32 protein-coding genes and 2 tRNA genes are annotated in these 24,067 nt (G+C 46.4%); 14 read left to right on the forward strand and 20 right to left on the reverse strand.

Annotation, left to right across the window (positions count from 1 at the left end; translation table 11 throughout):
• From VLG36_02825 to VLG36_02850, 6 genes are all read left to right on the forward strand, one after another.
• Positions 1 to 914 (forward strand): integrase core domain-containing protein (locus tag VLG36_02825; protein HSW77706.1); only part of this gene is annotated, 914 nt, incomplete at its 5' end.
• Positions 915 to 1,226: 312 nt separating this feature from the next.
• Positions 1,227 to 1,439 (forward strand): hypothetical protein, encoded by a 213-nt coding sequence (locus VLG36_02830; GenBank protein ID HSW77707.1) that lies wholly within the window; start codon positions 1,227 to 1,229, stop codon positions 1,437 to 1,439.
• Positions 1,440 to 1,577: 138 nt separating this feature from the next.
• Entirely contained in the window at positions 1,578 to 2,294 is a 717-nt protein-coding gene (locus VLG36_02835) for a hypothetical protein (GenBank protein HSW77708.1), read from the forward strand.
• Between the two features lies 1 nt (position 2,295).
• Complete coding sequence (locus VLG36_02840) at positions 2,296 to 2,577, forward strand: ATP cone domain-containing protein (GenBank protein ID HSW77709.1); 282 nt, start codon at positions 2,296 to 2,298, stop codon at positions 2,575 to 2,577.
• 15 nt (positions 2,578 to 2,592) lie between these two features.
• Positions 2,593 to 3,969, forward strand: a complete 1,377-nt coding sequence (locus tag VLG36_02845) for an NAD(P)/FAD-dependent oxidoreductase (GenBank protein ID HSW77710.1) — start codon at positions 2,593 to 2,595, stop codon at positions 3,967 to 3,969.
• Positions 3,970 to 4,037: 68 nt separating this feature from the next.
• Positions 4,038 to 4,115: transfer RNA gene (locus VLG36_02850), tRNA-Met, on the forward strand.
• A 39-nt stretch (positions 4,116 to 4,154) separates the two neighbouring features.
• Here VLG36_02850 and VLG36_02855 read toward each other — a convergent pair.
• A complete protein-coding gene (locus tag VLG36_02855; protein ID HSW77711.1) occupies positions 4,155 to 4,595 on the reverse strand; it encodes a hypothetical protein in 441 nt (146 codons plus the stop codon).
• Positions 4,596 to 4,652: 57 nt separating this feature from the next.
• Here VLG36_02855 and VLG36_02860 point away from each other — a divergent pair.
• Together VLG36_02860 and VLG36_02865 are read left to right on the forward strand one after the other, a co-directional pair.
• Positions 4,653 to 4,728, forward strand: a tRNA-Ile gene (locus VLG36_02860).
• Between the two features lie 86 nt (positions 4,729 to 4,814).
• Positions 4,815 to 5,423, forward strand: coding sequence for a hypothetical protein (locus VLG36_02865; GenBank protein HSW77712.1), 609 nt, complete (start codon positions 4,815 to 4,817; stop codon positions 5,421 to 5,423).
• Between the two features lie 6 nt (positions 5,424 to 5,429).
• On the opposite strand, the gene VLG36_02870 is transcribed toward VLG36_02865, so the two are convergent.
• The 4 genes from VLG36_02870 to VLG36_02885 all read right to left on the reverse strand — a co-directional run bounded on the left by VLG36_02870 (position 5,430) and on the right by VLG36_02885 (position 8,203).
• Positions 5,430 to 5,870 carry a hypothetical protein gene (locus tag VLG36_02870; GenBank protein HSW77713.1) on the reverse strand — a complete coding sequence of 147 codons (441 nt, stop codon included), beginning with the start codon at positions 5,868 to 5,870 and terminating at the stop codon, positions 5,430 to 5,432.
• 134 nt (positions 5,871 to 6,004) lie between these two features.
• The gene (locus VLG36_02875; protein ID HSW77714.1) at positions 6,005 to 6,211 is read right to left on the reverse strand and encodes a hypothetical protein; all 207 of its coding nucleotides are present in this window, start codon (positions 6,209 to 6,211) and stop codon (positions 6,005 to 6,007) included.
• A 67-nt stretch (positions 6,212 to 6,278) separates the two neighbouring features.
• The gene (locus VLG36_02880) at positions 6,279 to 6,908 is read right to left on the reverse strand and encodes a hypothetical protein (GenBank protein ID HSW77715.1); all 630 of its coding nucleotides are present in this window, start codon (positions 6,906 to 6,908) and stop codon (positions 6,279 to 6,281) included.
• A 47-nt stretch (positions 6,909 to 6,955) separates the two neighbouring features.
• Positions 6,956 to 8,203 (reverse strand): MFS transporter, encoded by a 1,248-nt coding sequence (locus VLG36_02885; GenBank protein HSW77716.1) that lies wholly within the window; start codon positions 8,201 to 8,203, stop codon positions 6,956 to 6,958.
• A 44-nt stretch (positions 8,204 to 8,247) separates the two neighbouring features.
• On the opposite strand from VLG36_02885, the gene VLG36_02890 reads away from it, so the two are divergent.
• On the forward strand, positions 8,248 to 9,498 hold the full coding sequence (locus VLG36_02890) for a Mur ligase domain-containing protein (protein ID HSW77717.1): 1,251 nt from the start codon (positions 8,248 to 8,250) through the stop codon (positions 9,496 to 9,498).
• Here VLG36_02890 and VLG36_02895 read toward each other — a convergent pair.
• Together VLG36_02895 and trmB are read right to left on the reverse strand one after the other, a co-directional pair.
• Complete coding sequence (locus tag VLG36_02895; protein ID HSW77718.1) at positions 9,495 to 9,824, reverse strand: nucleoside triphosphate pyrophosphohydrolase family protein; 330 nt, start codon at positions 9,822 to 9,824, stop codon at positions 9,495 to 9,497. The genes VLG36_02890 and VLG36_02895 overlap by 4 nt on opposite strands.
• 7 nt (positions 9,825 to 9,831) lie before the next feature.
• On the reverse strand, positions 9,832 to 10,506 hold the full coding sequence (trmB, locus tag VLG36_02900) for a tRNA (guanosine(46)-N7)-methyltransferase TrmB (protein ID HSW77719.1): 675 nt from the start codon (positions 10,504 to 10,506) through the stop codon (positions 9,832 to 9,834).
• A 22-nt stretch (positions 10,507 to 10,528) separates the two neighbouring features.
• Here trmB and VLG36_02905 point away from each other — a divergent pair, with 22 nt between their 5' ends.
• A complete protein-coding gene (locus VLG36_02905) occupies positions 10,529 to 11,374 on the forward strand; it encodes a mechanosensitive ion channel family protein (GenBank protein HSW77720.1) in 846 nt (281 codons plus the stop codon).
• A 3-nt stretch (positions 11,375 to 11,377) separates the two neighbouring features.
• Here the strand turns inward: VLG36_02905 and VLG36_02910 are convergent, their stop codons facing one another.
• From VLG36_02910 to VLG36_02920, 3 genes are read right to left on the reverse strand one after another with little or no spacing between them, the layout of a single operon-like run.
• A complete protein-coding gene (locus VLG36_02910) occupies positions 11,378 to 11,746 on the reverse strand; it encodes a hypothetical protein (GenBank protein HSW77721.1) in 369 nt (122 codons plus the stop codon).
• Positions 11,746 to 12,288 carry a hypothetical protein gene (locus VLG36_02915; GenBank protein ID HSW77722.1) on the reverse strand — a complete coding sequence of 181 codons (543 nt, stop codon included), beginning with the start codon at positions 12,286 to 12,288 and terminating at the stop codon, positions 11,746 to 11,748. Before VLG36_02915 ends, VLG36_02910 begins: the two co-directional genes overlap by 1 nt.
• A gap of 26 nt (positions 12,289 to 12,314) precedes the next feature.
• Positions 12,315 to 13,115, reverse strand: a complete 801-nt coding sequence (locus VLG36_02920; GenBank protein HSW77723.1) for a hypothetical protein — start codon at positions 13,113 to 13,115, stop codon at positions 12,315 to 12,317.
• A gap of 31 nt (positions 13,116 to 13,146) precedes the next feature.
• Here VLG36_02920 and msrA point away from each other — a divergent pair, with 31 nt between their 5' ends.
• Genes msrA through VLG36_02935 form a run of 3 tightly spaced genes read left to right on the forward strand, consistent with a single transcriptional unit; the run spans position 13,147 to position 14,934 of the window.
• Positions 13,147 to 13,677 carry a peptide-methionine (S)-S-oxide reductase MsrA gene (gene msrA, locus VLG36_02925; protein HSW77724.1) on the forward strand — a complete coding sequence of 177 codons (531 nt, stop codon included), beginning with the start codon at positions 13,147 to 13,149 and terminating at the stop codon, positions 13,675 to 13,677.
• Positions 13,674 to 14,303: an MBL fold metallo-hydrolase gene (locus tag VLG36_02930; GenBank protein ID HSW77725.1), complete on the forward strand. Its 630-nt coding sequence runs from the start codon at positions 13,674 to 13,676 to the stop codon at positions 14,301 to 14,303. Before msrA ends, VLG36_02930 begins: the two co-directional genes overlap by 4 nt.
• Before the next feature lie 10 nt (positions 14,304 to 14,313).
• Entirely contained in the window at positions 14,314 to 14,934 is a 621-nt protein-coding gene (locus tag VLG36_02935; protein HSW77726.1) for a DNA-3-methyladenine glycosylase, read from the forward strand.
• 51 nt (positions 14,935 to 14,985) lie between these two features.
• Here VLG36_02935 and VLG36_02940 read toward each other — a convergent pair whose 3' ends face one another.
• The 7 genes from VLG36_02940 to VLG36_02970 all read right to left on the reverse strand — a co-directional run bounded on the left by VLG36_02940 (position 14,986) and on the right by VLG36_02970 (position 20,159).
• Positions 14,986 to 15,363, reverse strand: a complete 378-nt coding sequence (locus tag VLG36_02940) for a YtxH domain-containing protein (GenBank protein HSW77727.1) — start codon at positions 15,361 to 15,363, stop codon at positions 14,986 to 14,988.
• A 24-nt stretch (positions 15,364 to 15,387) separates the two neighbouring features.
• Positions 15,388 to 15,603, reverse strand: coding sequence for a hypothetical protein (locus tag VLG36_02945; GenBank protein ID HSW77728.1), 216 nt, complete (start codon positions 15,601 to 15,603; stop codon positions 15,388 to 15,390).
• Positions 15,604 to 15,841: 238 nt separating this feature from the next.
• Positions 15,842 to 16,081, reverse strand: a complete 240-nt coding sequence (locus VLG36_02950) for a hypothetical protein (GenBank protein ID HSW77729.1) — start codon at positions 16,079 to 16,081, stop codon at positions 15,842 to 15,844.
• Between the two features lie 210 nt (positions 16,082 to 16,291).
• A complete protein-coding gene (locus VLG36_02955; GenBank protein ID HSW77730.1) occupies positions 16,292 to 16,789 on the reverse strand; it encodes a TM2 domain-containing protein in 498 nt (165 codons plus the stop codon).
• A 10-nt stretch (positions 16,790 to 16,799) separates the two neighbouring features.
• On the reverse strand, positions 16,800 to 17,222 hold the full coding sequence (locus VLG36_02960; GenBank protein HSW77731.1) for a hypothetical protein: 423 nt from the start codon (positions 17,220 to 17,222) through the stop codon (positions 16,800 to 16,802).
• Between the two features lie 4 nt (positions 17,223 to 17,226).
• On the reverse strand, positions 17,227 to 18,984 hold the full coding sequence (aspS, locus tag VLG36_02965; protein HSW77732.1) for an aspartate--tRNA ligase: 1,758 nt from the start codon (positions 18,982 to 18,984) through the stop codon (positions 17,227 to 17,229).
• Between the two features lie 155 nt (positions 18,985 to 19,139).
• On the reverse strand, positions 19,140 to 20,159 hold the full coding sequence (locus VLG36_02970; protein ID HSW77733.1) for a CBS domain-containing protein: 1,020 nt from the start codon (positions 20,157 to 20,159) through the stop codon (positions 19,140 to 19,142).
• A gap of 86 nt (positions 20,160 to 20,245) precedes the next feature.
• On the opposite strand from VLG36_02970, the gene VLG36_02975 reads away from it, so the two are divergent.
• Complete coding sequence (locus tag VLG36_02975) at positions 20,246 to 20,947, forward strand: DsbA family protein (protein ID HSW77734.1); 702 nt, start codon at positions 20,246 to 20,248, stop codon at positions 20,945 to 20,947.
• Between the two features lie 480 nt (positions 20,948 to 21,427).
• On the opposite strand, the gene VLG36_02980 is transcribed toward VLG36_02975, so the two are convergent.
• Genes VLG36_02980 through VLG36_02990 form a run of 3 tightly spaced genes read right to left on the reverse strand, consistent with a single transcriptional unit; the run spans position 21,428 to position 24,053 of the window.
• The gene (locus VLG36_02980) at positions 21,428 to 23,125 is read right to left on the reverse strand and encodes an MDR family MFS transporter (protein ID HSW77735.1); all 1,698 of its coding nucleotides are present in this window, start codon (positions 23,123 to 23,125) and stop codon (positions 21,428 to 21,430) included.
• A 6-nt stretch (positions 23,126 to 23,131) separates the two neighbouring features.
• The gene (locus VLG36_02985) at positions 23,132 to 23,386 is read right to left on the reverse strand and encodes an AbrB/MazE/SpoVT family DNA-binding domain-containing protein (protein ID HSW77736.1); all 255 of its coding nucleotides are present in this window, start codon (positions 23,384 to 23,386) and stop codon (positions 23,132 to 23,134) included.
• Positions 23,387 to 23,438: 52 nt separating this feature from the next.
• A complete protein-coding gene (locus VLG36_02990; GenBank protein HSW77737.1) occupies positions 23,439 to 24,053 on the reverse strand; it encodes a TylF/MycF/NovP-related O-methyltransferase in 615 nt (204 codons plus the stop codon).
• Positions 24,054 to 24,067 lie beyond the last annotated feature (14 nt).

Below are 24,067 nucleotides of genomic sequence, written 5' to 3' on the forward strand. Positions count from 1 at the left end.
GAGCTGCCGAGGAACTCGGCAGCGTGAGCGCTGCCTGTAAACACTACGGGATTGCCAGGAGTGAGTATTACTACTGGCATAGCCGGTGGGTAGCGAGTAACAAACAGCTCGTTAGTCTCTACAACCAGCCAACCACACCAAAAAGTCACAAGAATGACATGGATACCGAGACGGTCAGTCTCGTCATCCAGCTTCGCTTAGCGCTTGGCTACGGCGAAGCGAAGCTCGCTGTTGTCCTGCAGCGGGACTACGACGTTGTCGTGTCCCGCCACGGCATTGGCAATGTCCTGCGTCGAGCAGAACTCACGACACCAAAACCGAAGCACCGCCGCATCCAACGGCGGCTCAGTGACCGGGTCTACGTCCCGGGCGAAGTTGGCCAGCTGGACGTCAAACACTGGAAGCGGGCAGCCTACCAGTACGACATTGTCGACTGTGCCACGAGGATTAAGTACAAGCGGTTGTACCCGGGTGTCAACCCGGCGTACACCGTTGACTTTCTAGAGCATGCAGCTCGGTTTTTCGCACCAGCCTTTGCCTTTGCCGAGATCCAGACCGACAACGGCCTCGAGTTCGTCTACGACGCGTTGCCACAAACGAAACCGGACACACTCACTCCCATGCAGCGGTGGCTGCAAGAGAAAGGAATACGGCATGGCCGTATTCCTCCTCGCTCGCCTCAGCTCAACGGTCGCATTGAGCGGAGCCATGGAGTCGACAAAGACAGGTACAAGAAACTCACAACCAACTCTCATGACAAAGCTGAGCTCCAAGCCTTTTGTATTGAAGATTGTCTGGATTACAATTTCTACCGGCCGCACAGCATGCTCCGCATGCTGACGCCCGTGGAATACCTCCAAGGCATTCCAGGCTACGAGAATGCTACACTGGATATTGGTGTCCTATATGTTTAGGAGCCCGACCATTTTATGACAATTTGACACGACGCACTAAGTTAAGTATAAAATAAGATGTGATACCAAGCAGTTATGAAACACGAAGCATTCCAGGCGCCATTCTCTTTGGTCTCATTCTCTTTGTGTATTCCTCCAACGGTTGATCTCGCTTCACATACCACATCGAAAAACAAGCCGAGCTCAACCAAATAGCTCGGCTTTTTCTTTTACAATTCTCAAATTACTCATCGCTGCCTTTTGAATCGCGGGTTCTACAGACAGGGGTGAATAATCGCTCCGCCACCTATCCTGTCGACCTAAGGATACATCATGGCAAGAAAGCTCAATGGCCCCGCCCTGGGTGTCGCTCAAAGTCTCGCGAAGGCACTTGAACAAGACAATGGCCCGCTCATCACGCTCCGCTTCAAGAAGCTTCGTGGCATGCTGGGTAAAAATCTCGATGGTCACGCGAATGAACTTCGCGAGCTACTCGACGATAATATGGCCGCCAGGCTCACACGGATCACCTCCTTCGAGTTCTGACAGATAGTGGCTGTGGGGTAGAGTGTGGCGTAACCCGCCACACTCCCCCATTCATTAAAAACAACCTCTTGTTTTCACTTTGACCAAACCGGCACGCTTATGCTATAACTGAGACAGAGGTAGGCCAAAAAATAAACAATGTTAAACTCATTTGCAATTATCATTTTCGCCGCACTGATTCACGCTAGTTTTCAATTGAGCGTCAGTATGCTTACTCTTTTAAGCGGTCACGCTATCGGGGCTAAAGCGGCAAAAGCCAAGTTGCTTCGCCTTACAAACGGGTTTTTCTTTGGCGTGGCCGTCATGACTATGCTACTTGTGTCATTTACTGCGTTTATTTTTCAACACAGTTTCGGCTCAACCGTGCCACTTATGGCATGGGCAGTCGGCTGTGGACTTTTACTTGGTCTTGGCGTAGCCGTATGGGCGTTTTATTATCGACGTGAGGAAGGCACAAGTCTCTGGCTTCCCAGAGCTATGGCGCATTACTTAAGTGATCGCACTAAAGCCACAAAGCAATCAGCCGAGGCATTTAGTCTTGGACTCAGTAGCGTTATTGGCGAACTTGTCTTTATTTTGGCACCTATTACTATCAGCGCCCTTGTACTCATTCGCCTTCAGCCTGTTTGGCAACTTATCGGCATTGCAGTCTATACGCTCGTATCACTTCTTTCACTTGCAATTGTTAACGCACTCATAGGAAGTGGCCACAAACTCAGTCGCATTCAGAAATGGCGTGAAGACAATAAGCGTTTCTTGCAATTTGCAGCTGGCAGTGGCCTACTGGTGCTCGGTTTCTATGTTTATGTCGATCAAGTTGTGTCCGTTACCGCTTTCGCCTACGGAGGACGCTAGGATGTACACTATCGACATTGTGAAGGCTGACGGCAGACGCCCAAGTGAACCGTTCGACCATGATAAACTGTATGCAAGTGTCCAAGCCGCCTGCCTAAGCGTTCGCAGTCCTGAAGGTGAAGCCGAGATGACCGCCCAAAAAGTGTGTGATCTCGTAGAGAAATGGCTTGATACAAAACCAGAGGTAACAAGTGCTGACCTGCGTCGAAAAGCCAGTGAAGCTCTTGAAAAACACCACCCTGAAGCAGCATATTTATACAAACATCACCGATTGGTTATGTAAGGAGAAAAACAAAAAATGGCAAAAAAAATAGCTTTTGATTACGACCTGATCGTTATCGGCAGTGGCGCCGGAGGAAGCGCTGCGGCTACTATTGCTGTCCGCGACGGTAAACGAGTTGCCATTATTGAGGCTGACACATTTGGTGGCGACTCCCCAAACTGGAGTGATATTCCCACAAAAGCCCTCCTCCACGCAGCACAGCTCTACGACGAAGCTCGTCATGGCTCGCGCTTTGGTCTTCGTTCTAGCACTATGAGCTATAACTACCCATCGCTCCGTGCTTGGAAAGATTTGGCCGTTAAACGTACCGGCGCCGGTGGCAACCGTAAATACTACGAGAATGAGGGCATCGACACCTATCATGGTGCCGCTCATTTCTTATCGCCAAACGAAGTGAGCATCAACCGACGTCACCTCTCAGCTGAAAATTTCTTAGTAGCAACCGGCTCACATTGGGTTGCACCGAATATTCAAGGGCTAGACGACGTCTCCTTCTTAACACCACGCACTATTTTAGAAGCTATGCGCCCACCAAAGAGTCTATATATCATTGGAGCTGGTACGATTGGCGTTGAGATTGCTCAGCTCATGGCAATCTTTGGTACGAAAGTCTATCTTGCTGAGATAGCCAGCCGCATTCTGCCTCAAGAGGACGAAGAAGTCGGTACATTGATGGAGCGTATCCTCAAAGAACAAAAAGGTATCACCTCGCTAACTCAGACTCGTACGCTGATGGTCGTGAAAGATGGTGTCGGCAAGCGTATAACTTATACACGCGGAGGTGCCGAGAAGTCCATTCATGTAGACGGAGTCCTTATTGCGACTGGCCGTGTTCCGAGCGTCGATCTTGGCCTTGAAAATGCAAGTGTCGATTATACGCCAAAAGGTATCGGCGTCGATGAGCATTTGCAAACGTCAGCACGTCATATTTTTGCCGCCGGTGATGTACTCGGTCATAGCAGCCATACCCACACTGCACTACTAGAGAGTCGCGTTACAGCCCATAACCTTATCAATCCAAAGTCAAAAATAGTACCAGACTACACTGCCACCCCACGTCTTACGTTTACCTTTCCCGGCATCGCTTCTGTTGGTCTTTCTGAAGACGATTGTCTTAAGCGCGACTTGCCTATCAACAAATCGGTAGCGCCCCTTAATATTATCGCCAGAAGCAATACCTCCGATTTTAGAGATGGATTTGTAAAACTCATTACGGATAAAAAAGGTGTCATTTTGGGCGGGACGGTTGTCGCGCCACACGCCGCTGAGATCATCCACGAAATAACGCTCGCTGTAAAATACCGTCATACCGCCGCTGACCTTGCCGCAACACCCCATGCCTTCCTCAGCTGGAGTGAAGCCGTACGTGTCGCTGCTGCAAAACTCAGCTGACGGTGAGCCAAGAGCTATCTTAGTAAGTTGCAATATTTTGCGACATCTGATACAATGACAAAGAATATCGCGGGGTGGAGCAGTCCGGTCAGCTCGCGTGGCTCATAACCACGAGGTCGCAGGTTCGAATCCTGCCCCCGCAACCAAGAAAAAAACTCATCGTGTACGATGAGTTTTTTTCTTGGCTAGCTTGCGTTCCTATTCGCACCGAACAAAAAGTTCGCCCATTGTTGAAAATTACTCTCAGGTGCAACGGTTGGGTTTGTTTTCTGAAGATAAATATTATCAGCACTCTTGGCGGCCTGAGAATTAGGAGGCAAGATAAGCGCCTTCTCACCTGCATCCGCCACGCCCAAGTGCTGCCGCATAGCAAGATCTTGATACTCACTGCTTTTGTAGTAATTTTGCGCAAAAGAGAGTGTCTGAACCTCAAGATCAACCAGCTGCTGTTCACGCTTTTTGCCATCCACTTCTTTTTGGAGGCCATAATTACGCTGCATCATCCCAATCGATCCCCATGTCCAACTAAAACCGATAAGTACTGCAACGGTAATAACAATGTTATTCATCGTCACGTACCGATGTTTAAAGTGGTAATACCATTTGCGAATGTTTATTTTTTTCATCTTGTTTAGCCTCATTATAGCCTAACAGATAACAATACGCTATAATGGCTATCGCACGGGGGCGTAGCTCATCGGTTAGAGCAGGCGGCTCATAACCACTTGGTAGATGGTTCGATTCCATCCGCCCCCACCAAGTTATTATGACAAAAAACAGTCAGCATAAATATATGCTGACTGTTTTTGTACCAATGATTTAAGCTGCCTATATATGCTACAATGATGTCATATCTAACCAAGACAAAAATGATCACACAACAAACAATTCTTCCTCTTGAACACGGCAATTTTACCATCACCTACCACAAGACCGATTTCGGCGATTGCGTAAGTGTTCATATGGGTAATTTAGCCCAGGGAGTGCCCATCGTTCGAATCCATTCTTCATGTCTCTTTGGTGAGGCATTCCACGGACTTGATTGCGACTGCGGCAGTCAGCTAGATGCAGCCTTACGCCTGATAGGCAAGGACGGTACAGGCGTTGTTGTATATCACTACGCCGAAGGCCGTGGAGTTGGTCTTGAGCGTAAAATCGAAGCTCTTGAACTACAACGAACCCAGGGCCTCGACACGGTCGAATCACTTGCACACATGGGCTTAGAGCCGGATCTCCGAACCTATGGCGCCACTCTCGAGGCTCTCAGCGACCTTGGAGTGGCAAAGACCATCCGAGCAGCGTCTCAGAATCCACACAAGCTCGATGCGCTAGAACAGGCCGGCTTCGTTATTGCTGAAATCATACAGCTCGATGTACCCATTACCGACCTAAATAAGCCAGAGCTTCTAACAAAGAAATACAAGCTAGGCTATCTTATAGACACTATCGAATAGATCAGGTTAGTTATGAACGACTCTTTGAGCCGCATGAACCACTTCAGCTCGGTCGTGTCCGTCTGTCTTGCCAACACCAAACCGACGATTAATAGCAACTTGCATGGCAAGTCTTTGCTGCTCTATCTCCTCTTCATCGACACCCCGAGCTCGCAGAGCCCGACCAGCAACAAGCGTATCAAGACCCTCATCAAACCCAAGACGAAGTCCATGGCGCTTCGCCTCCATGCCACGCAACACTTCCAGTGACCGATCGCCATATCGCCTACTAAAAGCTTTTCCGGAACGCTTGGCTCCACTAGTCTTCGCGAACTGGTTTAAATATTCCATTATAGCTGCTAAGGCAGTTGCTCGTTCACCCAGGTCAACTGCTAAAGGAGGCACCTCGGTAAGTATCTCCAACGTGGGAGGATGTTCAAGTGCGAGGGTTGAAGTAAGTCGATCCATAATAGCTTACTGTATCACATGTTCTTAAAATCAAAAAAGCCCTCTTCGGGCATCATACAGATGCCACCGGAGGGCAATTTTAGCACCTGTTTGTTTGATACTACTGTATCACCAAACGTGCTTAAGGTTCAAGCTTATTTTTTCTTGCTAACTGTCAAAAAACCGTTGCGTGGGTTTTCCTTAACAACACGATCCTCTGGAAGATCTGTTGGTTCACCCTTGGCGTTCTTCTCTACCTTTGCGAAGAAGAAAATCGTCTGTGGTTTTCCACCACGGAGCGTAACGTTTGTTTTGTGTAGGTAGTAGGTAACACCCTTCGAGTTTGTATGCTTGTAAGCCATAAGTTCTTATACCTCCTTTAGCGTCTTACTCTGATAGCGTACCGTTTGCAGAATACGATGTCAACAGTTAAATACCCCTGTAATGCCGTTTTAGGAGCAAACGTAACACCCCGAGACCTATCAAACGAACAATTATCATAAGTAGAATCATTAAGCACACGACAACTGACCAGCCAGCGAAGTCCGGCGACCATAGAGGCGAATCGTAGCTATAACGGTACAAGTTCACATCTGGGAACGTGACATTTTGCGTAGGGTCTGGCGACGGAGGATATTTAGCCAGCTGTGCGGCGAAACATTGTACATAAGCCTCAGACCAGGCGGTAAACTGAGGTTTGCAAACAGCCTCGGCCTTTACATAAATATTACCATTAGGATTTTCGTAATTTTTGGCTACATCTACTCGTCGCTGTGATTCTCGCCTATACTCACCCTCTAAGTAAAATGTATCCGTACCAGAGTTCATATGTGTTGCCGCGTAGCGCTGCAGGTCGTATAAACGGCTCTGTATGACCGTTTCATCACCCGTGTTATCAGCGGCTAGTACTGCATCTCTGCGCTGCTTCATGCCAATATTATCGAGTCGTAAAAAAGTAGCCGCGACAAACGCCATAATCAAAAACAAAACCAGCAATTGCCACGTCTTAACGCGTTGAAGTTGCCGTATATTCTGTTGTACTCGCCGTTTATCTGCCACTTAAAAATTCACCCCACCTGGATACTTCTCTTATTGTAGCATGAGCATTATTTTCGGTAGAGCCGAAACTTTGGCGTTGTGATTAAAAGTGCCACTCCGGCCGCTAAAAAGTAGAACGAGCGCAGCCCCTGAATCTCACCAAATGCCACGATAAACAGCAAGATAGCCACACCAGCGAGCGCCGAACCAACATTCACTACCACTTCGATACAGCCAAGATATGTCGCACGATGACCTGAAATATCTGCCGTATCAAACATTCCACGGATGAATGCCATACCGTAGCCCGTTGTTGCAGCTTCGTTTGAAGCGTTCACTACAGCCACGAGTTGCGGTGTATTCACGAAAGGACGCGTCAAATGCACTAGGGCATTTGCCACTCCCGCAATTTTCAAAAGCTGTCGACCTCGTCGTCTGTCAATGAGTGTGCCGTACGCGTACGAAGCCGCCAGCGCAGCCAGAAGTACGATCGAGAGTAGTACTCCAAGCTGAGCATATACCCTGTTGTTACTACTAATACCTAAGATCGACACCGCCACCAAAAGCGACCACGCCGAACTTGATGCTAGACCATCAAACCCTATTGCTCCTTCAGCTATCAGGCTACGCCACACAAGTCGCCAGGGGAATCCCCTAAAAACAAGCTTCTGATGAGTTGGTATGGGTTCACCTGTTTTAAAGAGAGGAATTGCAGCTAATGAGAACAAGAGTGCGGCAGCGAGCATTGTCACCTGCGGACCAGCTGTATACGCCAATAACCCTCCTAAGAGTGGGCTCAGGCCAGTCGCAATCTTTTCCACAATGTTCATATAGGCAATTTCTTTACCTGCATGATCAATGCTCTTAACTTTAGAAAAGTCGATCAAATGGCAAAGATCATACAACGTCGCCGATGTACCTTGCAGTAATCCTGTAGTAACAATTGCAACGATTCCCCATTCTGGTACAAACGCAAACACCAGCATCGAAGGTATGTACAATAGGTTGGAAAGCAAGATGCCATGCTTTGGCCCAAAGAGCGCCGCATATTTAGCAGCTGGTAATGAAATGCCTATTTTAAAGGTAAAGTAACAAATCCAATAAATGACAATAAAAGTTATTGAATAGCCATTTTGATATAGGAACACTGACATGAACGCTGCCGACATATTAATAGCCAGCATCCGCATCATTCGCGAGGCATAAAGCTCGGAAACTTCCGAAAACGTAGCATAACGCCAGAAATGGCGACGTAAGAGCAGACGATGAATGAGCTGTTGTATCATGATGTTTGTATTGGTTATTCTTTTCTTCATTACACCACAGCCCACGCCTTACCACAAGTGATATACTAGTGTTTATGAACATATTCTTTTCGGGAATCGGTGGGGTTGGAATTGGGCCGCTCGGTGAAATTGCACTAGACGCTGGCTATACTATCCAGGGTTCTGACCTTGGAGAAAGTCGATTTACCAAAATCCTGCGTGAAAAAGGCGTTCAAATATCTTTTACACAAGACGGCGCTTTTTTACAGGCCTGTCACCAACTTCAGCCAATTGACTGGTATGTACACACAGCAGCCCTTCCTGAAGATCACCCCGAACTGCGCACCGCAAAAGAACTCGGTATAAAAACCGCTAAACGCGACGAGTTATTGGCACACCTTATTGAAGAAAAAAATCTCAAACTCATCGCTATCTCTGGTACGCATGGAAAAACCACCACAACCGGCATGATTATCTGGGTCATGAAACAACTTGGCATACCTATAAGTTATTCCGTTGGTTCGACCCTCAGCTTCGGCCCCAGTGGCGCCTACGATCCCAAAAGTGAATACTTTGTGTACGAGTGTGATGAGTTCGATCGCAATTTTCTCCACTTCACTCCTTACCTTTCCCTCTTAACCTCTATCGACTACGACCATCCGGATGTCTATCCAACAAAGGGAGACTACATGGCGGCCTTCAGACAATTCGTTTCACAGTCACAAATGACTATCATGTGGCATGCCGATAACAAGGAGGTTGGGGCTACTGCGAAAGATGGTTGGGTTCTAGGTGATCATGAAGTAATGGATATCCATCTCGCAGGAGCACACAACCGCCGTAACGCTACACTCGTCGTCAAGGCAGCAGAATATCTAAAACTAGGTGACCAGACTCATATACAAACAATCCTCGATACTTTTCCTGGTACCGATCGACGATTTGAAAAACTCGCCGATAATATCTACAGTGACTACGGTCATCATCCAGCAGAAATCGCCGCTACTCTGCAGCTTGCCCGCGAACTTTCCGACCACATTGTGCTCGTCTACCAGCCACATCAAAATGTTCGTCAGTATGAAATTAAAGATCAATATACTGATTGTTTTGAAAAAGCTGACGATGTTTACTGGCTTCCAACCTATCTTTCGCGAGAAGACCCCAACTTGCCCATTCTCACACCAGCCGAACTAAGCAAGGATGTTAGCAATAAAACGGCTGTTCACATTACCGATCTTAACGACGATTTGTGGCAGGCAATCCAAAGCGCACAAAAAGACGGCAAACTCGTTCTTGCAATGGGAGCTGGCAGTATTGATGCGTGGCTACGAAAACACGTTAGCTAGCGATTATCACCACTACCGCTAATGAGACCGCGTTTTTGACGATCGGCTAGTTTTGCGATGTTTTTTGTTGCGACCTCATCAAGTGGGATATCAAAGTGATCTGCAAGAGTGGCAATGTACCATAGTACGTCACCGAGTTCTTTTACTAAATCGTCTTTATCAAGATGCGAAAAGTCACTACCGTGATCACGCACGATCTTTTTTACTTTTTCAGCAATCTCGCCCGACTCGCCACAAAGGCCAAGTACTAAGTGAAATACTTCATCTTTTTTGTCTTTTGGCGCGGCCGTTCGGAGCGCCGCCGTCTGGTAGTCATTCATATTCATATCTCAATTATACCTTTGGCGGTGTGGCTTTGACAAAGCCAATTAAAAGACCTTCATCGACAAAACGAGCTTCGTAAGTGGTCTTAATCTTATACCAATCAGCTAGGTTTGAATCATGCAGATCAAAACTCAGCTCCTCAACCTTCCAGCCTTCTGCAACTAGTTGCTCTAAACTCCATTCAAACAGTTTTTTGGCATCAGTCTTAAAATACAGAGCACCGTCCGATTTAAGTAGACCAGCGTAAAATTTCAAAAAATGCGGGTGAGTCAACCGTCGTCCCGCTGAGTGCTTCCTTGGAAATGGATCTGGAAACGTCACCCATAAGATATCCAGTGAATGCGCTGCTATCTTCTCTGGTAATTGATCCGCCCTCACGCGCAAAAAACGAAGGTTATCAAGATGTTTCTCTGTAGCCGCATACGCACCTTTTTGTAGCCTGTCTGCCTTTACATCAACAGCCAAAAATTTACCCTCCGGGTGAGCAGCAGCCTGTGCAACACTGAACAAACCCGTGCCGGCACCTATCTCGGCTACCTGCGGAATATATGTCTCGTCCCACTCGTCATATTCGAAACAGAGTGGAGAGTTATGAAAAAGCGCGAAGCGATATTGCTTACGTTTTCGCGTAATCATGTAGTCAGCTGGGTTGAGAAGCTCTTTGTCACTTGTACCAATCGTCATATCACATGCTATACTACCACATATGGATATCCTTTCAGCTTGGTTCAATAGCAATCACGGTGTAGATATTATCTCTACCATTCTTATAACCGCCATTGTGTACTTTGCGGGCACACTCGTAACAGGAAAACTGGTTAATCGCATCGTTCAAGCCCGTGGTCGCCACTGGCATAAGAAAGACATTGAAAAAAGGGAAAAAACGCTCGCTCACACTTTTGCAATTTTGTGGCGCGTCGTTGTCTTTACGGGTGGTGCGCTCGCCCTCTTTCAGACCATCTTCCCAGGCGTAAGTTTAGCTCCCCTCTTTGCAAGTGCAGGCATTATTGGTGTGGCCTTTGGCTTTGGTGCTCAGTCGCTTGTACGAGATTTTCTTTCTGGTATTTTCATCATTGCCGAAAACCAATATCGAGTTGGTGATGTCATAGATATCGAAGGCTTTGGCGGCACTGTCGAACAAGTTGGCGCTCGATCTACTGTCTTACGTGACGCCGACGGAAACGTACATTATTTCCCAAATGGCATGATCCAACACGTTATAAATAAAACGATGGGCTTTAGTGTTGCTCGATTCTTTTTAGGCGTTCACCCCACAAGTGACCTCGATGATGTTATCGCTATTATCAACGAAACTGGCAAAAAACTAGCTGAAGAAGAGAAATGGAAAAACAAGATTATTGAAGCACCATCTTTCGTATCAGTTACCGAGTTCTCTTCACTTGAAGTAACTTTGCTTGTATCTGGCAAAACACAACCATCCGACCAATGGTCGGTAACGTCTGAGATGCGTCGTCGTCTTTTCCAGGAGTTCGAAAAGAACAAGATCAAACTCAGTACTACATTCCCTACACTTGGTCAGCCAAAAAAATAGTAACTACTGAGCCGGTGCGTCGATAGAAAGAGATTTATCGCTCATCACATCTCCACCGAAACTATCAACATTTGTAGCCTGCGTAGACTGCTGATTATACAGCGACCTAAATTGGCTTATCGTATCTTTTGTCACAGGACCAGATGAAGGAAATTCGTCAAAACTGCTTGTCTTTGCTGCCTGGTCGCGAACCGATTTATAGCCAGGACGACTGAGATCAAGCTGTGCTGCTCCACTGCTGGCATAAAGAGCGAGTGCCACACTTACCAAGAATAGCGAGATAATAATCGTACCACCAATAAGCACAATGAATCTGTGGCGTTGCCATGGGCTCAGAGACTTAGCCTCCTCAATTAGTTCTTCCTCGGTCATTATTTGGCTGTCTCCGGAAAGTTCTTTGCTGCAAATGCTTCAAAGGCCGTTTCATAATCGCTAATTGTTTTATGCAGCGCTAAAGCGCTATCGTGCACTTTACTTCGTTTAGCACGCGTATCAGTGACACTATCATAGAATGCGACGGGCTGATTGGTACAGTTAATAGCAAGGGTGGCCGACATCGCTTCTTCGTACTGCTGGTAGTTGAGTCGGAATGTTGTAAGCTCGCTGTCATAGTTTGAAGCAATAGATACCATATCAGCAGCATTATAGCTATTGATTGTTAGGCGGCTATTGAATGGCTCCATGAGCTTGGTTGAGATAGACTCATATAACTGACCACGGTTTACGCGTAGCAGTGCATCACTAGCATGTAGCTGAAATAGGGTTGATTGCGCCTCTGAGCAGTTACTTTTAATCCGTTGAATGTGCGCCTCAGTCATTAAACTATCATCGGCATGTACAAATAGCGGCCGAACAGCAACGGCAGTTACCGCTACAAGGGTTAGGGCAATACTAATAATAAGAAAACGCTTCATGCTCCTTCATTATCTAACGGATATGCCTATTTGGTCAAATGCAAGTGATCTTTCGTTTGCATCACTAGCCCGTCACGCACTAACCCAGCAAGCGCTTTCTCAAACCGCTCATCATACGTAACATGTTGTTTCAGTTCGGTCAGTGTGTAATTTTTTTCCGCTAGCGTGCGAACTATCTGTCCTCGCACCTCTCGCACGCTACCCTTTAGAGCCGACTGTTTTACATAATGTTTACTTTGGTGAATTTTGCCAGCGCCCTGGCGCTTAAGCCATGAGCCGTAGTCCATAAGCGCCCAGTAAAACTCACGTGGATATTCGTCATCTATGGTTTGTTTCACTATCATCTTAACTTCTACATCCGAAACTTTATCACCATCTCCAAAGAAGTGATGAAAATACACTGTTCGAACATTCGTTTCAATAAAAACCACTGGCTGATTATATGCATAGGCCATAATCGCGCCAGCCGTGTTCGGGCCTACACCGGGTAATTTACGAAGTTCCTCGCTTGTAGTAGGAAATATTCCTCCATATACTTGCACGATCATCTTCGCCGCATCGTGTAAATACTTCGCACGGCGATTATAGCCCAGGCCACTCCACATCATGAGCACCTCAGCTAGGCTTGCTTTTGCCAGTGCAGCTTCGTCTGGAAATAGTGCAATAAACGCTTCAAACTTAGGAATCACTCGCTCAACCTGGGTCTGTTGTAACATTAACTCACTTACTAAAACGTAGTATGGTCTCGTGTCTTCGCGCCATGGCATCTGACGATATAGCTCACGCCCCTTTTCGATAAGTAGTTCATTAAACATTTCGCTATTCACCTCTTAATTATACCTGTCGTATACTATAAGTATGACAAGTTATGTACTAGGCGGAGGATGTTTTTGGTGTTTAGACGCTCTCTATCGTCAAATCACTGGTGTTGAGTCGGTTGAAAGTGGCTATGCCGGTGGCACGGGGCCAGCTACCTACGAACATGTTGCCACGGGTACCACGGGATATGCCGAGGCTGTTCGCGTAACCTTTGACGAATCGGTTATACCTGAGTCGGTTATTCTTGATTTATTTTTTCTCGTGCATGATCCCACGACACTGAATCGCCAAGGCGCTGACATTGGCACTCAGTACCGTTCGGTTATGTTTTATGCGGATGAAAACCAAAAACGCGATTTTAACTCGGCACTTTCTCGCGCACAGGTACTTTGGCATAAACCCATCGTCACCGACATTACTCCGCTAACCACATATAAAAAAGCTGAAGAGGAACACCAGGATTTCTTTTCCAAAAACCCAGAGTATGGCTATTGCACGATCGTTATCGAACCGAAGATCACCAAAGCTCGAGTCGCCTACCATACGTGGTTTAAAAAGGAGAACACATGAAACTTACAAAATACGAACACGCTTGCTTTACTGTTCAAAAAGACGTCCAACTACTCGTGGTTGACCCGGGCGGTCTTTCGGCCGATTTCATCGCCCCATCAAATGTTGTAGGTGTAGTAATTACCCATGAGCATGGAGACCACTTTGACCTGGAGCAAATTGCCAACATCATGGACAAAAACCCTGATGCTATCATTGTTGGGCCAAGATCAGTCACTAGCCACATCGAAACATTTACTAGCAGAACGATTGAGCCAGGCGACAAGCTAACCATTGGTATGTTCCAACTAGAATTTTTTGGTGGCGAACACGCCGAAATTCACCGCACTATTCCTATCATCCCCAATGTGGGCGTATTGATCGATGACCTTCTTTATTATGGCGGCGATTCGTATACACTCCCTAAAAGACCAGTTGACACACTTGCCGTACCAGCTGGCGCACCATGGCTAAAAATGGGTGAAGCCATGGATTATATGTCCGCCATAAAGCCCCGCTTCGCTTTTCCAACTCATGATGCCGTTCTATCAGACACTGGTAAGGAGTTTGCTGACGGACTCTTTGCTTGGCTCGCTGAACGCTACGGCATTGAATATAAGCGTCTCGAAGAACCAGTCGAGATATAATAGGCGATATATGTCTTTCGATTTACAACGTGCCGCCGATCATTTGGCCGCAAATGACCCTATATTAGCTCCAATTGTTGCCACCTCGCCTCTGCCCGGCCTCGTTCCACATACGGACTACTACCAAGCACTCGTTAATAGTATTATCGGTCAACAACTTAGCGTTAAGGCAGCAGCCACCATAAAAAAACGGTTTGCCGACCTTTTTGGTACCACATTTCCCGCACCAGAGCAGATCATTGCGAGCGACGACGAGTTACTCAAAAGCGCCGGCCTATCCCGACCAAAGGTAGCTTACATTAAAGATCTCGCCATGCATGTCTTAGACGGCTCTATTTTATTTGATCATTTTGGTGAACTCTCTAACGACGAGATTCTTGCTGAGCTTATCTCCGTAAAAGGTATCGGCGAATGGACAGTCCATATGTTCTTAATGTTTTGTATGGGTCGCCTAGATGTCCTCCCCACTGGTGATCTAGGTGTTCGTAGTGGCATAAAACAGCTCTATGGTCTAGATAACTTACCTACACCCGAGATAGTCAAAGAGATTGCCACCGCCAACCGCTGGCACCCTTACGAATCAGCAGCTAGCTGGTATATTTGGCGCTCACTCGACAATGAGCCCTTATAAAAATACTACCTCTGCTTGGAGGTAGTATTTTTTAAGTGGTACAGATAAATTTTACTTGAGGTTCTCTTTAGCATCCCGTTCAACACGTCGTGCTGTCCGTTTTGCATCGTCAGCAACGCGAGTCGCCCGAAGTCGAGCTTCTGCATTCAGTTTTTCAGCTTCCTGTGCAACGACCTTCCCGGACCGCCGGACGCTTTCAGCCATACCATCAGCTTCTCGTCGTGCCTTTTCAGCACTGACAGTCGCCGTTTGGTTTGCAACTTTTGCAGCCGCTTTAACTTTTTTAGCTTTTTCGTTCGCCATTTCTTTGGCAGTAAGGGCTTTGTTCTTCAAATCTTCTCGGGTTTCTTTTCCACTCTTTGGCGCGAGTAAGACACCCGCAGTAAATCCAACGACTGATGCTAAGACAACTTTACCTAATTTATTCATGATAACTCTCCTTTTTTATTTTTGTTACTTACGGAACAGGTGGGTTAAATGACTAACCACTTTAGCTGGCGAAAGCCAGTCCGATGCAGCCGCAACATTAGCAGCAATCGTCTCTATGCTTTGTAGAAGCTGACGAAGTTTAACGAGAAACACTGTCAGTGCTACTAACCACGCAATAACAATAATCGAAAGTATAATAACGATGATTGATAAAAGCGTAATGAGAACATTTGTATCCACTATGCTTTCCCCTTTCCGTTCGCATCCAGAGCAACCGTCTTAGTATAGACGGGTCATTAGGATGTTTCTGTGATATTTATTATATTTTTGTGTTTGCTTGAAACAACATTTATACTTTAGCATTATATTGACAAAAAAGCAATAGCTTCTTACAACATAGGCCAATAATCAAGGGATGCAGCCCGCCAGAGGCGAGCCACATCCACTTGTTGGCGGCGCGTCTCAGGCGAGCTTGTGTCTAAAGCCCACGAACGCGACTTGGGTCGAGCTTGCTCCCGCCCTTCGGAAAGAAGGTTACGCGCGCAAAGGCGTAGGCGAAGTGGAAGCGTCCATCACCAATCGGCTGGGGCGTACCGATGACGCCGTCCATGATGGTGTACTCGGCACGTTCCACCCCGGGCCGAGTTACCTTCTCCCAAGAATCACCTGTTGGCAGTCCTTGGGAGTTGATGTCGATCCGTGCGACCCAGGGAGACACAACAACCAACGTGTCGCCCTCGATGACGAGGTCGCTGATGGGGCCTCGGAAGGCTCCCTCAGGATACTCGATGTGCTCCATCTCGCCGCCGACCAGACTGTCCTTGTTCTGTGCCAGGAACTGCGTCCAGGCATCCAGTACAGACATTGCCCTGCTCCAATCACTGTTGCTTATTAGACCAGAACACTATAGAGTGAGCCTCGCACTCTGTCAAGTTTCAAAATAGCACCATCTATCAACCTCTATAGAACTGAGTTGTTGTAATAAATTCGTCGGAAGTTGTGCACCACTCGGCAGGAGGTTCATTATTCCACCAGGTTTGTTTTGTATGAAGTCGTTAATCAGTTGCGTTACAGTGTAAATAAGCAGTCCGCCCGATACAAGCATCGTAACACCAAGAACAACAGCAAAAATTAAAACCGTTCGAGCAGCAAACTTTTTATAGCGTGCAAATTCTCGCATTGGCCTACCCTGCTTATCGCGCATAGCACCCGACATAATCAGTGCAAGATCAACAATCACCCAAATACCGAGACCGCCAAATGAGACGAGCTTCAGTAAACCTGTACCAATTTTTCCTAAATAAAAACGGTCAACGCCAAAAGTTCCCCACATAAAGCTAAGGAAAAAGACAGCTAAAAAGTGACGGCCGTCATCCGATTGTGTCGCTACCTGCTGATCTGGTTGTTTTTCTACCGTTTGGTCCACCCTTATTCTCCTAGTTACTTTTGACTGTTACTGTTTTGCCCGTATCACCTTTTTGATATGTAAACTGATATGACGTGCTATCTGATGTGTATGTAAAAGTATTCAACCGCCCAGAGATCGCAGTTAAGGCACTAACCCCTTCATCGTTGACTCCATATATGGCCGGACTAGCCGTAATATCATCGAGGAGGGTTTGGTAACTGTCTGGATAATGTGAATATCTTGCACGATAAACAGCCAGACTGTCTTTTACAATATTTACGTAGGCAGTCTCACTATCGCTGACGGTGACGGTCGGGGTGGTAGAAGTATTAGTATGATGCGTCATGACAATAAAACTCGTCACAATTGCTACCACGACAGCCAGTGCGACACCGATCCCGACATAGGTAGATGGCTGCCTAATACTATGTCGGGGATCAGCGATTTTCATGCTTCTAAAGGCCAAGCTCTTTGAGTTGTGCTGGATCAACAGTACTCGGAGAGTTCATCATAACATCGAAGCCAGAACCGTTTTTTGGAAAAGCAACGACTTCGCGAATGTTGCTCTCGCCCATCAGCTCCATGAACATGCGGTCAACGCCAAATGCACAACCTGCGTGTGGTGGTGCGCCATATTTGAACGCGCCCAACATGGCACCAAATTTATGTTCGACATACTCACGACTATAACCAAGTGCGCCGAATACCTTATACATCACCTCCGGGTTGTGGTTACGAACAGCACCGGAACAAATTTCGTAGCCGTTCATGACCATATCGTATTGATCGGCAACAATAGCAAGCTTCTTTTCATCGGTGTCTGCCATCTCCAGAGCATCTTCACCACCGCGAGGCATACTAAATGGGTTGTGACCAAAATCAACTTTCTTGGCATGCTCATCCCATTCGTAAAATGGAAAGTCGACAATCCAGGCAAGAGCAACCTTGTTTGGATCTTTCAGGCCGTAGTGGGTAGCGAATTCGTTTCGAAGACGGCCAAGTACTTTGTTAACGGTAGCACGTTTATCGCTACCAAAGAAAACTGCGTCACCGTCTGCGGCACCAAGTTTTTGCTTAATCACAGCGAGTTCTTCACCCGTGAGGAACTTTGCGATAGGAGACTTAACTTCACCCGCTTCATACGTAAGGTAAGCAAGGCCGCCCGCACCTTCGTTTTTTGCAACGAGTGTAAAGTTATCAATTTGGGAGCGGCTAAGACCCGCACCACCCTTTACGCAAATAGCTTTAACTGCACCATCTGCTTCAATGGTGTTTTTAAACACACCAAATTCGCTTGCACGTAGTTCATCTGTAAGATCAATGAGCTCCATACCAAAGCGAAGGTCCGGCTTGTCCGAGCCGTAGCGCTCCATAGCTTCACGATATGGAATACGTGGCACTTCATCGGTAACTAGTTCTTTTCCTACAAATTCAGTAGCTAGTTTTTTAATGAGCGGTTCCATCATGCTGCGAATGATTTCGCCATCTTCTACGAATGCCATTTCAAGATCGAGCTGGTAAAATTCGCCGTAAAGACGATCTGCCCGTGGGTCTTCATCTCGGAAACAAGTGGCCAGCTGATAGTAACGTGGTATGCCACCGACCATAAGCAGTTGCTTAAACTGTTGTGGCGCCTGCGGCAATGCATAGAACTTACCTTCGTGTATTCGTGACGGAATCAGAAAGTCGCGTGCACCTTCTGGACTTGAGTTGGCAAGAATTGGTGTTGTCACTTCAATAAACTCATGCTCGTCCATGTAGCTACGAAGAATCTTGTTGTAATCTGAGCGCATTTTTAGCATATGCTGCATCTTTGGACGTCGAAGATCAAGGTAACGATACCTTAGACGTAGCTCTTCATTCGCCTGAGCCTCTGAAAAAGGCTGAATAGGCAGAACATCAGCCCGGTTGAGCACGCGAAGTTCATCAACCACCAACTCAATACTTCCTGTGGCAATTTTGTCATTTTTCAGTTCGCCCTGGCGATCTTTTATCTTACCAGTAACGCTGATAACATATTCGTCGCGAATATCTTCAGCCTGTTTAAAAGCCTCCGGTTTCTCTGGCTGAATAACAAGCTGTAGTACACCCGTGTGGTCGCGAAGATCAATGAAAATTAACCCACCATGGTCGCGCCTAGTGTGGACCCATCCCTCTGCGGTGATTGTTTCACCGACTTTTTGCGTAGCTTCAAGTGCTAGTGTTCGTGTCATAGATAATCCTTATTATGTATATTTAGGGGAGAAGGCTGACAAGGGTCGTTCACTAGCAAACACGCCGCGCTTGCTAGCCGACCCGTCGATTGCTATCGTTTGTAGCTCGCCATTGTCTCATTGGAGTATATTTTACCACTTTACCCCTGATAGTGCTAGACGTCTTCATGATTTTTTGGCTCATTGTTATGTGCACTGTTACGTTTTGCTACCGCTCGCAGATCTTCATGCATGTCAAATTCGTCAATGATCTTACGCCCTAACAGTGCTTCCATGATATCTTCGAGACTTAAAAGCCCCACTGTTTCACGGAATTCATTCACGACAATAAACAAATGGTGACGTGTCCGTAAAAATGCCGCTAGCGCGTGCTGGAGAGTTTGGTCTTCTCTAATATAAAAGACACGTGGCTCCATAGCCTTCTCAGCTGTACTCGAACGCTGACGACCGTCAAGAATGAGAAGATCTTGAATATGCAACATACCAACCACATGATCGATATCATTGTCTGTTACCGGAAAACGACTATGACCGGTTTTATGTAGATCGTCGAGCACGAGTGGGCCAAGCAGTTCTTTCTTGCTGATACTGTCTATAGCTCCACGTGGCGTCATAATCTCGCTAACGAGACGTTCGCCAAACGTAAGTCCATGTGTGATGAGCTTTTTTTCATCCACAGAAAGATCGTCCGATTCTTGAACTAATTGCTCAAGTTCCTCGCGGGAATCGAGGTGCTTAGCCATATGTCCGTCGAGTGTGCTATTAGTGATAAGTCGAAATGCTCCACGGCGATATCTCTCAGCAAAATCTAGGATTTTTGTTTCATACTGGTCATAGAGCGGCTGAGTGTACTTTCGAACAAGCTGGAACTGTGACAATGAGTTGTATTCAAGAGCTATGAGAAAGGCCACAATAAGACCAACGAGCCAGCCAAAGGTTGGGATGAGTAGCGCTATAAGAACGACGAGGAGAAAGGCCACAAGCGCACGCTGAAGCGACGTAATGACAGGCCAGAGCTCATCTTGCCGTAACTGTAGCCGTGCATCCTTATTGCCACGAGCATAACGACGTTCAAGTTCTGCCGTACTTAGCAAACTACGTACAGGCGCAATACTTGCTACACCTACCAGTAGAGTAAGTGTAAAAAGGCAAAGAACGGCTAAAAACCACATCATATACCCCTCATTGTACCCCATACCAGCTTGCCGACATACATCTTTTCCACTACACTTATTATAGTAATCATAAGGAGTTTTATTAGGTGAGTAAAAAAGCATGGATTATCTTTGCGAGCGTCTGTATTGTCCTACTCGGCGTACTGGTATATCTTTCAAGCAAAGACAAAGTTGATGTTAGTAAAGTTGATTCTAACGTAATACAGAACGCTTCAACGCAGAGCGGTAATATTGCCGATCATGTATTTGGTAAAAAAGATAGTAAAGTCTTATTCGTTGAATATGGTGACTACCAATGCCCTGGTTGTGGAAGTGCCTACCCAACTATCAAGACAGAGTTGACGAAGTACCAGGGGCAAATCGCCTTCGTATTCCGTAATTTCCCACTTACCAGCCTTCACCCAAATGCAAAAGCTGCAGCAGCTGCCGCTGAAGCTGCGGGGCTTCAGGGAAAATACTGGGAGATGCATGACAAGCTCTACGAAAACCAAAGTAGCTGGGAAAATCTTTCAGCCACTGATCGAACCGACTACTTTGCAAATTTTGCAAAAGATCTTGGTCTAAATGTCGACCAATTTAAAACGGATATGGCTAGCACGAGCGTCAACGAAAAGATTAATTTTGATCTCGCACTAGGTAAGAAAATCGGCGTCAACGGTACTCCTTCGCTTTACATTAACGGCCAAACTATTGGCACTGACATATGGGGTGAAGCTGCTAAGCTAGATGACACTATAGCTGCAGCACTTAAAGCGAATAATATCGCTCTACCTGTCACGACAAATTAGATTCTATAGCAAATTAAAAACACCCCGGTGCCTTGGGGTGTTTTTTTGATTTCTATGAGGTAAACTCTCGGAGGTATAACTCGTAAGTTTGAGAGTTAGTCTTTGTCACACTATTGTGCGATATACAGTTGCCATTCGGCGGGCACCACATCCACTGCAATCTTTTTGCGCCTCGAGGACACAAATTCGACGGCTATTGGCATGTGCTTTTGTACTCCTTGTACTATATGCAGCCTCACGCGCTTCGACCTTTAAAATTTACATTTCTTCGTGTTTTGGCGCGAGACACGTACATAATAGTAACAAACGCATATACACACGTCAAGCATACAACCGTCTAGCGGCGCTTATGTTTATATAATAGAGAAAATGCGGAACTAGAACAACAGTCTTTTCATTGCAGAATAAACAACGGAGCTTTATAGAAAATAAAAGCACCAGGTTATCTAATACCTGGCGCTTTTTTGTAAAATGGATGGTTTATTGTTCGCCGGGAGTTGCTTCGATAGAAGCCGCACCTAATGGACGTTCTTTAATAGCGAGACTGAGAAGCAATGCTAGCAACATAATACCAGCTGTCGACACAAAGATCGTATGAAGACTCTCCGAGAAAGCGTTTACAATCTTGGCGCTGTAGTTATCTTGCTGAGTCTTAAAGTCATCTTTGGCTTTAGCAACAATAGATGCTGGCAGCGGCGCCTTGCTGAGTGACTGATCAAAGCCATCAATAATCTTCGTACGAACGTCTGGTGAGTTGATCGTTAGAAGCGTATTTGCGTCATCTAAGCTACCGAGCTTCTGAGTAATCGCAGGGGCTTGCTTAAGAGTCTGAACATACGGATCTTTTGACATATCACCAAGTGAGTTCGCAATACCGAGTGTAAGCAAGCTTCCGAATACAGCTGTACCGATAGCTGAACCGAGCCCACGGAAGAGCTGAACCGAGCTCGTAGCCATACCGAGATATCGTTGATCAAATTCATTCTGAACGGCGATATTCATGAGTGGCATTGCCATACCGATACCGGCACCTACAAAGACCATGATTGCAGCTTCTTGGATAAATGCCGTCGACGGTGTTAGCGTTGTCAGTGCAGCGATAGCAATGGTCGAGAGAACGAATCCAATGATCATAAAGCGTTTATATTTGCCGAATCGGCTGACAAGCTGACCGGTACCAATACTGGCGACGACGAGTCCACCGATCATCGGAAGCAACATAAGCCCCGATGTTGTTGGCGAAGCACCAAATACTTGCTGGTTGAACTGTGTAAGGTACAAGATTGACCCCATCATAGCCGCACCTACAAAGATAGCAACAGCGGTCAGAACAAGGAAGTTATTACTCTTAAAGAACTCGAGTCGAAGAATAGGTTCCTTAACACGACGTTCAACAAAGATAAACGCGCCAAGAGCAACTACGATGATTGCCGTCATAATCAGACGAAGCGTAAATAGACCCATATGCGTTGAGTTGAGAAGATCGGCGAAGACCTTATCGGTATTGTCGAGAGCGAGTACGAGTGTTGCAAGAATAACAGCCATCAGTCCAGCACCTACATAGTCGATACTTGGCTTGTTCTCGTGCTTAAGTGGTGGACAGAAGATCGCGATAATGGTAAATGCCAAAACACCAATAGGAATGTTGATAAAGAATGTCCAGCGCCAGTCTGTCACCCAGCTCATTACCTGGTGGGATTCGGTAAGGAATCCACCAAGAAGTGGCCCAATAAACGATGCGATACCAAAGACTGAACCAATCAATCCCTGCCAACGGCCGCGTTCACGAGCTGCAAAAAGGTCACCAACAATCGTAAAGGCATTCGCGGTAATAATACCACCACCAATACCCTGGAAAGCTCGAGACATAATCAGCTCGTTAATATTACCACTCATGCCACTGAGGAGCGACCCAGCCGTAAAGATCACAACGCCGATGAGAATCATCAAGCGGCGACCGAACATATCCGAGAACTTACCAGCGATAGGTGTCGTAATAGTGGTTGTTATAAGGTATGCCGTTACCACCCATGAGAGTGATGAGTAGGCATTGAAATCTTCAACGATCTTACCGAGCGCTGTCGAAATAATGGTTTGGTCGAGCGCCACAAGAAACAAACTTGCCATGACGGACGCCATGATAATAAGCTTGCTTCGCAGGCTCAGATGATGGTGCATATGATACTACTCCTTATTTTCTTTTTTTTTGAGCGTACGAAATACTTCTACTTGTGCCATCATTTCTTCAACGAATGATTCGAGCATTTCTTCCTTGAGAAGAACAACGCCCGCACCATGCATCGCGCTCATGACATACATGCGGTCACCAGGTTTGATATCAAGCTCCTCGCGGGCATCCGAAGGAATGACAATCTGACCTTTTGTGCCGACGGTAGACGTGCCATATAACTTTTTATCAGTGGTGAGGGGTTTACCCATAGGATTTCGTACTCCTTTTACTATTCTTAGTATAATGAGTATGAAAAGTATGTCAAGTATGAATTATTGCGAGAGAATGTTCGACCTGTAATTTTGCCGGATGACGAGCAAGCCATTCGTCCACAGCTTGAGCTGCTCCAGGAAGCGCCTCATTGGCGTAATCATCAACCACAATAGTAGCATGTGGAGCAAGCTGATTCCATATAAGCATAAGTGAATCTCGTACCGAATGGTAATAGTCTCCATCTAAAAAAGCGAACGAGATTTTGGCTGGCATATCGTCTGTCGTTAAATCAGAAAACCAGCCTTTCTTAATAGCCGGCATAGGAACGTTCGCCTGCTTGAGATTTTTAATAAGCTGCTTTTTTGTCGCAAGTAATTCACCTGTTTTAAACTGAAGGCCCGCAGGACTTTCATCTTGATAAGTTTTTGGAGGCAGCCCTTCGAACGAGTCATACAAGTATAGGTTACAGTCAGTTCCTTTAAGCCGTTGGGCTAAAAAGACGCTGGTTGTACCGATATAACAACCGAGTTCAACGACGTCGCCAACTACCCCTTTCTGCAAGACTGCTCCTAGCTCACGCAAAACAACCTCAATTTCGCGGGCATCTACTTGATCAGATAACAAGGTAAGAGGACGTGACATAACTCTTAACAGTTGTACCACATCTATCTCAGTTT

The sequence above is a fragment of the Candidatus Chromulinivoraceae bacterium genome (assembly GCA_035478595.1).
Taxonomy (GTDB): Bacteria; Patescibacteriota; Saccharimonadia; order Saccharimonadales; family Saccharimonadaceae; genus CAMLKC01.

What these genes read in the sequence shown, in the direction of transcription:
- VLG36_02830 (HSW77707.1), top strand. Translation starts at nt 1,227, where the DNA reads ATGGCAAGAAAGCTCAATGGCCCCGCCCTGGGTGTCGCTCAAAGTCTC.
- VLG36_02835 (HSW77708.1), top strand. Translation starts at nt 1,578, where the DNA reads ATGTTAAACTCATTTGCAATTATCATTTTCGCCGCACTGATTCACGCT.
- VLG36_02840 (HSW77709.1), top strand. Translation starts at nt 2,296, where the DNA reads ATGTACACTATCGACATTGTGAAGGCTGACGGCAGACGCCCAAGTGAA.
- VLG36_02845 (HSW77710.1), top strand. Translation starts at nt 2,593, where the DNA reads ATGGCAAAAAAAATAGCTTTTGATTACGACCTGATCGTTATCGGCAGT.
- VLG36_02855 (HSW77711.1), bottom strand. Translation starts at nt 4,595, where the DNA reads ATGAAAAAAATAAACATTCGCAAATGGTATTACCACTTTAAACATCGG.
- VLG36_02865 (HSW77712.1), top strand. Translation starts at nt 4,815, where the DNA reads ATGTCATATCTAACCAAGACAAAAATGATCACACAACAAACAATTCTT.
- VLG36_02870 (HSW77713.1), bottom strand. Translation starts at nt 5,870, where the DNA reads ATGGATCGACTTACTTCAACCCTCGCACTTGAACATCCTCCCACGTTG.
- VLG36_02875 (HSW77714.1), bottom strand. Translation starts at nt 6,211, where the DNA reads ATGGCTTACAAGCATACAAACTCGAAGGGTGTTACCTACTACCTACAC.
- VLG36_02885 (HSW77716.1), bottom strand. Translation starts at nt 8,203, where the DNA reads ATGAAGAAAAGAATAACCAATACAAACATCATGATACAACAGCTCATT.
- VLG36_02890 (HSW77717.1), top strand. Translation starts at nt 8,248, where the DNA reads ATGAACATATTCTTTTCGGGAATCGGTGGGGTTGGAATTGGGCCGCTC.
- VLG36_02895 (HSW77718.1), bottom strand. Translation starts at nt 9,824, where the DNA reads ATGAATATGAATGACTACCAGACGGCGGCGCTCCGAACGGCCGCGCCA.
- trmB (HSW77719.1), bottom strand. Translation starts at nt 10,506, where the DNA reads ATGACGATTGGTACAAGTGACAAAGAGCTTCTCAACCCAGCTGACTAC.
- VLG36_02905 (HSW77720.1), top strand. Translation starts at nt 10,529, where the DNA reads ATGGATATCCTTTCAGCTTGGTTCAATAGCAATCACGGTGTAGATATT.
- VLG36_02910 (HSW77721.1), bottom strand. Translation starts at nt 11,746, where the DNA reads ATGACCGAGGAAGAACTAATTGAGGAGGCTAAGTCTCTGAGCCCATGG.
- VLG36_02915 (HSW77722.1), bottom strand. Translation starts at nt 12,288, where the DNA reads ATGAAGCGTTTTCTTATTATTAGTATTGCCCTAACCCTTGTAGCGGTA.
- msrA (HSW77724.1), top strand. Translation starts at nt 13,147, where the DNA reads ATGACAAGTTATGTACTAGGCGGAGGATGTTTTTGGTGTTTAGACGCT.
- VLG36_02930 (HSW77725.1), top strand. Translation starts at nt 13,674, where the DNA reads ATGAAACTTACAAAATACGAACACGCTTGCTTTACTGTTCAAAAAGAC.
- VLG36_02935 (HSW77726.1), top strand. Translation starts at nt 14,314, where the DNA reads ATGTCTTTCGATTTACAACGTGCCGCCGATCATTTGGCCGCAAATGAC.
- VLG36_02940 (HSW77727.1), bottom strand. Translation starts at nt 15,363, where the DNA reads ATGAATAAATTAGGTAAAGTTGTCTTAGCATCAGTCGTTGGATTTACT.
- VLG36_02960 (HSW77731.1), bottom strand. Translation starts at nt 17,222, where the DNA reads ATGAAAATCGCTGATCCCCGACATAGTATTAGGCAGCCATCTACCTAT.
- aspS (HSW77732.1), bottom strand. Translation starts at nt 18,984, where the DNA reads ATGACACGAACACTAGCACTTGAAGCTACGCAAAAAGTCGGTGAAACA.
- VLG36_02970 (HSW77733.1), bottom strand. Translation starts at nt 20,159, where the DNA reads ATGATGTGGTTTTTAGCCGTTCTTTGCCTTTTTACACTTACTCTACTG.
- VLG36_02980 (HSW77735.1), bottom strand. Translation starts at nt 23,125, where the DNA reads ATGCACCATCATCTGAGCCTGCGAAGCAAGCTTATTATCATGGCGTCC.
- VLG36_02985 (HSW77736.1), bottom strand. Translation starts at nt 23,386, where the DNA reads ATGGGTAAACCCCTCACCACTGATAAAAAGTTATATGGCACGTCTACC.